This window comes from Pseudoalteromonas sp. Z1A6 (assembly GCF_011378745.1).
GTDB lineage: Bacteria > Pseudomonadota > Gammaproteobacteria > Enterobacterales > Alteromonadaceae > Pseudoalteromonas > Pseudoalteromonas arctica.
This window is the reverse complement of record NZ_WTKW01000155.1, coordinates 1-9571: the sequence shown is the minus strand read 5'-3', so window position 1 is coordinate 9571 and position 9571 is coordinate 1. Positions and strand designations below refer to the sequence as shown.

The following is a 9571-nucleotide window of genomic DNA, read 5'->3' as shown; positions in this document are numbered from 1 at the left end:
TACTCCCTTTGTAAAATTTACCTAACCGTGTAGTAATAGTTACTGTTTACTTTAAATTACCAAATATGAAAAGTTACATGCAAACAATAAAAACCAATAAACTCAACAACTTAAAATAAATAACAGTTTTGGTTTAATCATTGCATCATCTAAATCACTATTTAAATTTTTAACTTATTAAGGATTGATTATGGCTACTGCAACAAATACGAAACCAAACACAACTTCAGATGTTAAGCCTGACGTTAAACTAACAAATACTGAATCACCTCTTACAGAGAAAGCAACATCAGCAGCGCACGATGCGGTAGATGCACTTTCTAGCAAAGCAGCAACAGCTGAAAGCAGTGTTCGTAAAGGCGCTTCGAGTTCAGCAGATGCATTAAGCGAAAAACAACTTATTGCACGCGAAAAGTTAAGTGAATGTACAGCTAAAACCCGTGCATTTGCTTCTGAAAATCCATTAGCAACCGCGGGTATTGCTTTTGCTGCGGGTATGCTGATTACATCACTATTTCGTCGTAAGTAATCAGTGATGAATAACCCACAAACAAGCGCAGCCAAGGATGGTGAAGCGCAAAACCAAACAACTGAGCAGCAGAGCCAAAAGGACGATTGGCAAGATCATATTGCAAAGCTTTTAGAGTACTCTAAGCAGCTCAAGGATGATTACCAAACTCAAGGAAAGATCACCCATCAGCTTGCTAAAGCTGAATGGCGGTTATCGCTTAGATCGCTTGCATTGATCACTATATTTTTAGGCTGTTTTGCCAGTGGTTTGGTTTTGTTGTGGGCAGGATTTCTAGGTGCTGTTGGATACGGTGTATACGATCTTTTTGGGTCAGTATGGCTAAGTATTGCAACAGCTACTTTGCTGCAAGTTGCTTGTTTAGCATGGCTTTGGAAAAATACGGTTTACCTAAGCAATAAAATTGGCTTTAGTAAAACACTTAAAAGCTTAAAACAACTGTTTAACTTATAAGGAAATTAATATGTTGGTTAACTACTTAATTAAAGCACCTAATGAAAACGTTGATGCTCTGAGTAAGCAAATGGATACGCGCAGTGAGTTAAAACGCCAACATCATGCAGCGTTTCAATATAGACTAAAGCGTTTTGCCGCAACTAAAGTGGGACTAACAAGTGCCTTTTTAGCCGGCGCAGCTGTACAAGCAGGGAAAGGCGAAACCAGCTTGGTAAGAAAATACGGCTGGCTTGTTAGGCTGTTTGCTTAAACGCTAAACATTTCTACCGTGATCAGATAAGTAATCAACACTTGGGCCATTTGGCACAACTTGTGTTGGATTGATCATTGTATGGCTAAAATAGTAATGACGTTTAATGTGGTAAAAATCAACTGTCTCTGCTACTCCCTTAACCTGATATAGCTCTCTGAGGTATCCGCTCAGTGCAGGATAGCTTTCAATTGTGCGTAAATTACATTTAAAGTGACCAACGTACACACTATCAAACCGAATGAGAGTGGTGAATAATCGCCAATCTGCCTCTGTGAGTTCATTTGTGGCTAAATAACGCTGCTTTCTCAGTATCCCCTCTACTGTATCGAGTGCTTTAAATACATCATTAAATGCCTCTTCATACGCATCCTGAGTTGTTGCGAACCCTGTACGATAAACACCATTATTTATACTTGGATAAATCAACGCGTTTAATTCATCAATTTTTGGTTGCAGCGCCTCAGGGTAGTAGTCATCGTTATTACCTGTTAACTCATTAAACGCACTATTGAACATACGTATAATATCGGCAGACTCATTACTGACAATTTTATTGAGCTTTTTATCCCACAATACGGGAACGGTTACTCGACCGGAGTACTTTGGATTATTTTTTGTATAAACTTGATGTAAGTAGTTACTATTAAATAAAGCATCACCAGTACTGTGGTTTTGCGTATCAAAAGCCCAACCACTATTAAGCATATCAGGACTAACAACCGACACCGTAATTAAATCTTGTAACCCTTTTAATGCTCTAAATATAAGCGTTCGATGCGCCCAAGGACACGCAAGTGACACATATAAATGATACCTGTTCGCTTGAGCTTTAAAACCGGCCTCGCCCGTTATTCCAGCGCTACCATCAACAGTTATCCAGTGACGTAACTGCGCCGCCTCGCGCTCAAACTTACCATTACTTGAATCAGTGTCGTACCATTTATCTTGCCATTGACCGTTAACTAATAATCCCATAAAACTCTCCTAAAAATACCGTTAAATTTTGCCAAACTCGCCGTTTTGATAATCACGCACTGCTTGCTGTACTTCAGCTTGAGTCGTCATTACAAACGGCCCCATATGAGCAATCGGCTGATTAAGTGGATCGCCAGCTAAAACCAAAACACCAGCGCCGTGCTCAGAGCTAATATTAATGTCACTCCCTGGTTCCAAAATAAGTAACTTACCCGCTGGTATTGTTTGATTGTCGCTCATTATTAGTGAGCCGCTATGAATATAAAGCATTACTTTTTGTTGGCTAATAGGTTCTAAATTCATGCTTTTACCAGCAGGTAATGTAATATCAGCAAGCGCCGCATTGGCAGCTAAACTCTGCAGAGCGCTTGTAAGCGTTTCACTTTCAAACTGCCACGATCCCGCCAGTGCTTTTAACGTCACACCTTGTGTGTTAGTAAAACTCGGAGCTGGATTCTTTGTAGTATCTTGATAACGTGAATCACGCATTTTTTCTGCACTTGGCATGTTTATCCAAATTTGAAAGCCATGCAAACCGTCAACAGCATCAGCGAGTGGCATTTCACTGTGCATGACGCCGCGCCCTGTACTCATCCATTGCACATCACCTGCTTTAATTGCTTCTCTGTTACCCATTTGGTCACGATGTTCAAAGCCACCTTTTAGAATATAAGTAAACGTTTCAATACCTCGGTGCGGATGCTCAGGAAAGCCTCCCATATAATCTTTTTTGTCGTCTGACTTAAGTTCATCAATCATTAAAAAGGGATCTAAATATTTACCATCAAACCCAGGTATACGGCTAATACTCACACCATCGCCATCTTGAGTTGCATAAGCTGTAAGTATTTTTGATATTTTCATTTATTAATTCACTCTAAAGAATAAGTTTATGGGGTTATTAAATCATCCATTAAACAAAACAACTATGTCTTTAAATCGACCTTAACATTCCAAAAAATAGAACTATAATGATTCATTGGTTACATTTTCAACCTTATAATTACTATGGTTATTTGGAGTGAATTTGGCTACAATTGTTATTGCAAAATACAAAACTAAGGAATGGTTATTTTTACTTATTCTCTCAAACATCAGCTTTATCGTTTACTTATATTGCTAAGTATTCCGGGCACCGCTGTAATTATTTTTACACTGCTGCTTGAACGCGATCACTCTATTGAGCAAAGTGAAAAAAAAGTAGAAAATATTGCTAAGCAATTAATTTTACAGCAAAAGTACTTAGTCGATGATATTGACCGTTTAGCGCGTTATTTGGCTAAAGAGGAAAGTAAGAAAGAAAATTTAGCAACGACCTGCCCTAATTATTTTAATCAATTTAGATCTATTTACGCACATGTTGCCAATATCGGGATTATAGATCCAAATGGCATTGTTATATGTACAACAAGCGGGTTAGCCAAAACAATTAATATTGCCGATCGGGCGTATTTCCAAAACGCCTTAAAAAGTAACCAATTGTCGGTAGGTTATTTTCAGCACGACCGAAGTCTGCAAAAAAACACCCTTAATTTTGCGTTACCTATTATTAATAAAAAAAATGTAATTCAGGGCGTTGTAGTTATCGTTGTTGCGCTTGACTGGTGGAACAATGCTTTTAATGACATTGAACTTCCGCCAGGCTCTATTGCTGCAATTGCTGATTCTAACGGAAAAATTTTAGCGCGTTATCCACCTACAGCGGCCACGCTTGGCGATAATATTGCACAGACTTTATTAGCAACTGATTCTTCGATTAATAATGAGGCATCAACAAAAATAAAATCTATTGAAGGTGAAGCCCGAATGCTTCACCACTCTGTTATTTACAGCGATCCGAGTAATAACAGCTTAAATATACATATCGCACTTCCTGTTACGCATGCTTTAAAGCAAATAAATAATAATTTTTTTATAGCGATTGGTGTGTTTATTTTATCGCTGCTGATACTGTGTTTAATTGCACGTAAACTACTTAAAACCAGCATTATTGACCCAATTAATAATCTAACAAATGCAACAAACGTATTGGCTAAGGGCGAGATGCCCTCACAAAAAATACAACCCAATAATCCAGAGCTAAATACTCTCTATCAGCGTTTTAAATCAATGGCGCAAACTCGGTTAACAGCTGAAGCTAATTTAAAAAACAAGCATGATGAGCTTACTAGCTTGCTTAATACTCTGCCCGATAGTTACGTTAGAATTAACATCCATGGCGATATTCTCAACATAACAGGACAGTTTAAGCCTCAAGTAAATCCTAACAGCACTGTAGTACCTCATTTATCATCAATACTTTCACACAGCAATGTTCAGCTTTTGTTATCGCAGTTATCTAAACTTGATGTTTCGAGTAATTTAGAATTCACACTCGAAAAATCAGATCCTAAACGCAGCTTTGAAGCACGTATTAGCGCAATGCAAAGTAAAAATGAATACGTTGTTGTACTACGAGATATAACACAACGAAAAGTAAATGAAGAAGCACTCCACCTTGCCTCACTAGTGTATAACAACAGTAGTGAAGGCATGGCAATCACCGATCCAACGGGTATCATATTTGATGTAAATCCTGCATTTTGCAAAACGACTTTATATAGTAAAGAAGAAGTAATTGGCCGGTCCTCTTCAATTCTTTCATCAGGAAAACATGATAAGAATTTTTACAATAAAATGTGGTCTGAATTACAGCAAACAGGCCGCTGGCAAGGCGAGGTTATTAACCGTAAAAAAAACGGGCAGCTTTATTCTGAGTGGCTCACAATCGATACTATTTATGATACAAACAACGCACCTATTCGTCGTATCGCGATATTCACAGACCTCACAGAAAAAAAACAAGCTGATGAAACCATTTGGCGACAAGCTCATTTTGATCACCTAACTGACTTACCAAATCGTTTAGAATTAAAGGAGCGATTAAATCAACGATTTTCAAATGTTGTTACTCCAGATAATCAATTGGTTGTCATGCTTTTAGATATTGATCACTTTAAAGATATTAATGACACATTAGGCCATCACTATGGCGATAACTTATTAAAACTCGTATCTCAGCGTATAGTCCAGTCGGCAAAAAATGCTGAGTTTGTGGCACGAATTGGGGGAGATGAGTTTGTTATTGTATTTAGTCACATTAAAAGTACGCGCCATATTAATCAAATTGCGAGTAATATTTTACTTAGTCTATCGTCAGCTTTGCATCTTGAAAACGAAGAGTTATTTATTAGTGCAAGCATAGGCATTGCTTGCGCTCCTAATGATGGTGAAAATACTGAACAGCTTTTAAAGGCAGCCGATCAGGCTATGTATAAAGCAAAAAGTAATGGTCGTAACTGTTTTGAGTTTTTCTCTGCTGACATGCGCGAATATGCACACGCGCGCATGGTGCTATTAAAAGACTTACGAAGTGCCATAGAACTTGAACAGTTTGAGTTATTTTATCAGCCCATAGTTGCTTTAAATGATTTACATATTCATAAAGCTGAAGCGCTTATTCGTTGGCAACATCCCGAAAAAGGCCTAATTAGCCCTATCGCATTTATCCCACTTGCTGAAGAAACCAGGCAAATAAATGCAATTGGTCAATTTGTATTTGCCCAAGCTTTGCAAACACTTAACGATATAAAAACACTAACCGATGATACTTTTCAAATAAGTGTAAACGTATCGCCAGTGCAATTATCCACGCCAGAGAGTGGCATAGATGAATGGTACGATATGCTAAAAGCAGCAAAGCTGCCTGCTTCGTCAATTGTCGCAGAAATAACTGAAGGCTTAATGGTTAACCCTGAAGCACTTACGCAAAGACGCCTAAAAGAAATAGTAAAATCAGGTATGCAGCTTGCTCTTGATGATTTTGGTACCGGGTATTCGTCGCTCGCTTACTTACAAGAAATGGACACCGACTATTTAAAAATAGATAAACGTTTTGTTGATAATATTCAAGTAGGCAGCCAAGAACTTGCATTGTGTGAAGCCATCATTGTTATGGCGCATCAGTTGGGCTTAAAAGTAATCGCCGAAGGAATTGAAACTAAATTACAAATGCAGCTACTACTTGAAGCAGGATGCGATTACGGTCAAGGTTATTTATTTTCAAGACCTTTAAATAAAAGCAGTTTTATGGCACTTCTAGCTGATAAAAAAGTAGCTTTATTAAAATAAATAGACAAAAAATCACTGTTACGCAATAAATAATGCGTCTGCGCGGTCAAGTTAAGCAATCAGATATAAAGTAGTAGCAGGATTTAAAAATGGCAAAAGCAACATTAGAGCAATGGCGAATGTTTAAAGCGGTAGTGGATCATGGCGGGTTTGCAGGCGCAAGCGCAGCTGTACATAAAAGTCAGTCAACCGTACACCATGCTGTGCAAAAACTTGAAGCCGCCTTGCAAATTAAGTTGCTTGAAGTAAAAGGCCGTAAAGCATTTTTAACCGATAGCGGTAAGCTGATTTTACGCAGAGCCGAGTTTTTAATTGAGGAAGCGACTAAAATAGAATCGGTAGCAAGTACACTAAGCGAAGGCGTGGAAAGCACATTAAAAATAGCTGTTGATGAGGTTTTTCCACACGCTATTTTATATCAAGCACTTGCTAAAACGAGTGAGCTTTACCCTCTTTTAAAAATTGATTTAGTAGAAAGCGTGCTAACAGGTGCAAACGAATTATTACATAACTCAGTGGTTGATTTAGCTATTTCATCAATTCCTATCTATGGAATTAGTTGCAGTACGTTATGCGATATAGAGTTTATAGCGGTTGCGCATAAAGACCATGTATTACAACAACATACTGAACAACTCAACTTTCGTGATTTAAAGCTACATAGACAAATAGTAGTTCGCGATTCAGCAACCCACACCAGTCACAATGAAGGCTGGTTAGGTGCAGATATGCGCTGGACAGTAAGCCACTTACGTAACTCTATTGATATGGTTAGCCAAAATTTAGGTTACGCTTGGCTGCCAAAAACACAAATTGCACATTTAATTGAAGATAAAACCCTCATTGCACTTAATTTAGACCAAGGTACAACCCGCACTCTTAATTTATATTTAATGTGCAACGACAACGACAGGCTTGGTCCTGCAGCACAAGAGTTTAAAGAGCAAATTACTGCACTTACTAATTTAGCTAATTAATAGCTATTCATTTTTTACATCGAGGTGATCTGCTACATAGGCGCCTCGCTGCCCACGCTCTTTAGCCGGCCCTACAGTGCTATCTTTACCTGTTTGCTGCTCAGTAGCTGCATTAATAACAGCACCTAATGTGATTATATAAGCGCTGATATACAACCACATCAGCATAATCACTACACCACCTAGTGAGCCATACGTTTCGTTGTAACTAGAAAAACGCGACACATAAAATGAAAAACCTATAGATGCTAAAATCCACAGCACGGTAGCAATAGACGACCCCATTGTGATCCAACGCCATTTAGCAGGTTTACGATGTGGGGCATAACGATATAAAAGTACCAATGCAAAATTAAAGGTAAAAGCCAATAATGGCCAAGAAATGAGTTTAATTAATAAATCTATACTTTCTTTTAGTCCCACTAAATTAAGTACAATAGGTAAAATACCAATAATTAATAGCGCAAAAATTGCGACTACAATCGCTCCTACCGAAAATAAAAAGCGCACTAGTTGAGCCTGAAAAAATGAGCGTTTTTCATATTCACGATAACTAATATTACATGCAGTAATAAGTGCTTGGCTGCCCTTTGAACTACTCCAAATAGTAAGTATGAGCGTACCAATTGCACTTAAGCTCAAGCTTGCACTTGATGTTTTAGCAAGGCTAGAAACCTGAGATAAAATCAGTTCACTGGTGCTTGGTGGAAGCAAAGTAACTATTTTACTTAAGTGCTCACTTATATCTGTTGGGGATGAAAAGTACGCATACACTGATACCATCGCCGCAATGGCTGGAAAAATAGCAAGTAACGCATAAAATGCCACACCGGCTGCCACTATAGATAAGTTATCTTCACTCATTTGCTTAAAAATACGTTTAACAATATCCCACCAACCTATAAAAGGGATATGTGCAGGCTGCTCTGCTTGCTGTCCTCGTTTAGCTTCTTTCATTCTAAACCTCAATATTTGTATTACGTTACTACAGCAAAATATTTGCCAAGTTATAAGCGTTTGGTACCAAACTTGCTAATATTTATCTATAAGTGACTCTAACACGGAAGATAAGCCATGCTCGGTACCCTAAAAAGCAGTGTAGCGCTAAATAATACAACACCAATAACTGACGTGATCAAAGTTGATACACTTTCGTGGAATTTCTTTTATGAGCAAGGCGTGCAATTACTTCACGTAACAGCGCAAATATTACCCACTATTTTACTCGGCATAATGCTTTTAGTACTCAGTTACTTAATTTCAGGACCACTTTCTAGATTACTAATCAAACCCATTGACTATATGACTGACAGCAAGCTTGTTCACCTAGTTATAAGGCGCAGCATAAGCACCCTAATAATTTTATTTGGGGTATATTTATTTTTACGTTTAGCAGGGCTTACTCAGTTTGCCGTTGCTATTATGAGTGGGACTGGGTTGATAGGTTTAATACTCGGCTTTGCTTTTAGAGACATAGCAGAGAACTTTATTGCCAGTTTATTACTGAGCGTACAAAGACCTTTTAAAATTGACGATGTAATTGAAGTGGATGGCCGATTAGGTATTGTTAAAAAAGTAACAGCAAGAGCAACCACACTTGTTGATTACGATGGCAATCATATTCAAATACCTAATGCGACTGTATATAAAAATACCATTAAAAACCTGACTGCCAATCCAAAAATGCGCGGCAAAGTAGAAATTGGTATTGGCTACGATAACGATATACGCAGCGCACAAACCCTCGCCCTAGATATTGCCAATCAACAAAATGCAGTACTTAGCGACCCACCCGCGCAGGTTTTAATAAAAAACTTAGGCTCATCTACTATTAACTTCGTTTTGTATTTTTGGGTTAATAGCGAGCAGCACAGCCCATTAAAAGTAGGCTCACAACTTATGCGCGAATTAGTAAATGAGTTCACTAAACAAAAAATCAGCATGCCTGATGACGCACGAGAGAGAATTATACTCACCGACACTAATGAAAATGCTTCTAGCTTAGAGGAAAAACAACCATCGCAAATACAAAGCGAAAAAAGTGAAACTGTTGAGCAAACTAAAACGCTTGATGATGTAAGTAGTGATACCGACGAAATACGTGAACAAGCAGAGCAATCTCGCGATCCAGAACAAGGGAAAAATATTATTTAATAACGCTTAAATTGTATTAACTAAAATTTAAACGCAAAAAAGCCCGCAGCGTTAACT

General features: G+C 38.1%; 9 protein-coding genes. 6 read left to right on the top strand and 3 right to left on the bottom strand.

Translation table 11 applies throughout. The annotated features are described in order from the left end of the window. Positions 1 to 190: 190 nt before the first annotated feature. Genes GQR46_RS11150 through GQR46_RS11140 form a run of 3 tightly spaced genes read left to right on the top strand, consistent with a single transcriptional unit; the run spans position 191 to position 1235 of the window. Positions 191 to 529, top strand: coding sequence for a hypothetical protein (locus GQR46_RS11150; RefSeq protein ID WP_007582901.1), 339 nt, complete (start codon positions 191 to 193; stop codon positions 527 to 529). Positions 530 to 535: 6 nt separating this feature from the next. After that, positions 536 to 982: a hypothetical protein gene (locus tag GQR46_RS11145; protein WP_024590208.1), complete on the top strand. Its 447-nt coding sequence runs from the start codon at positions 536 to 538 to the stop codon at positions 980 to 982. Between the two features lie 10 nt (positions 983 to 992). Then, positions 993 to 1235, top strand: a complete 243-nt coding sequence (locus GQR46_RS11140; RefSeq protein ID WP_007582895.1) for a hypothetical protein — start codon at positions 993 to 995, stop codon at positions 1233 to 1235. Positions 1236 to 1238: 3 nt separating this feature from the next. Here GQR46_RS11140 and GQR46_RS11135 read toward each other — a convergent pair whose 3' ends face one another. Both GQR46_RS11135 and GQR46_RS11130 read right to left on the bottom strand, forming a co-directional pair. Next, the gene (locus GQR46_RS11135) at positions 1239 to 2213 is read right to left on the bottom strand and encodes a glutathione S-transferase family protein (RefSeq protein WP_165740981.1); all 975 of its coding nucleotides are present in this window, start codon (positions 2211 to 2213) and stop codon (positions 1239 to 1241) included. Between the two features lie 21 nt (positions 2214 to 2234). Further along, complete coding sequence (locus GQR46_RS11130; RefSeq protein WP_165727684.1) at positions 2235 to 3077, bottom strand: pirin family protein; 843 nt, start codon at positions 3075 to 3077, stop codon at positions 2235 to 2237. 201 nt (positions 3078 to 3278) lie between these two features. Here GQR46_RS11130 and GQR46_RS11125 point away from each other — a divergent pair, with 201 nt between their 5' ends. Both GQR46_RS11125 and GQR46_RS11120 read left to right on the top strand, forming a co-directional pair. After that, complete coding sequence (locus GQR46_RS11125) at positions 3279 to 6383, top strand: EAL domain-containing protein (protein ID WP_165740980.1); 3105 nt, start codon at positions 3279 to 3281, stop codon at positions 6381 to 6383. An 89-nt stretch (positions 6384 to 6472) separates the two neighbouring features. Further along, positions 6473 to 7360, top strand: a complete 888-nt coding sequence (locus tag GQR46_RS11120) for a LysR family transcriptional regulator (protein WP_165740979.1) — start codon at positions 6473 to 6475, stop codon at positions 7358 to 7360. Between the two features lie 3 nt (positions 7361 to 7363). Here the strand turns inward: GQR46_RS11120 and GQR46_RS11115 are convergent, their stop codons facing one another. Next, positions 7364 to 8317, bottom strand: a complete 954-nt coding sequence (locus GQR46_RS11115) for a YihY/virulence factor BrkB family protein (protein ID WP_007582878.1) — start codon at positions 8315 to 8317, stop codon at positions 7364 to 7366. Between the two features lie 117 nt (positions 8318 to 8434). Between GQR46_RS11115 and GQR46_RS11110 the strand changes: the two genes are divergently transcribed. Then, positions 8435 to 9514, top strand: a complete 1080-nt coding sequence (locus tag GQR46_RS11110) for a mechanosensitive ion channel family protein (protein WP_165740978.1) — start codon at positions 8435 to 8437, stop codon at positions 9512 to 9514. Positions 9515 to 9571 lie beyond the last annotated feature (57 nt).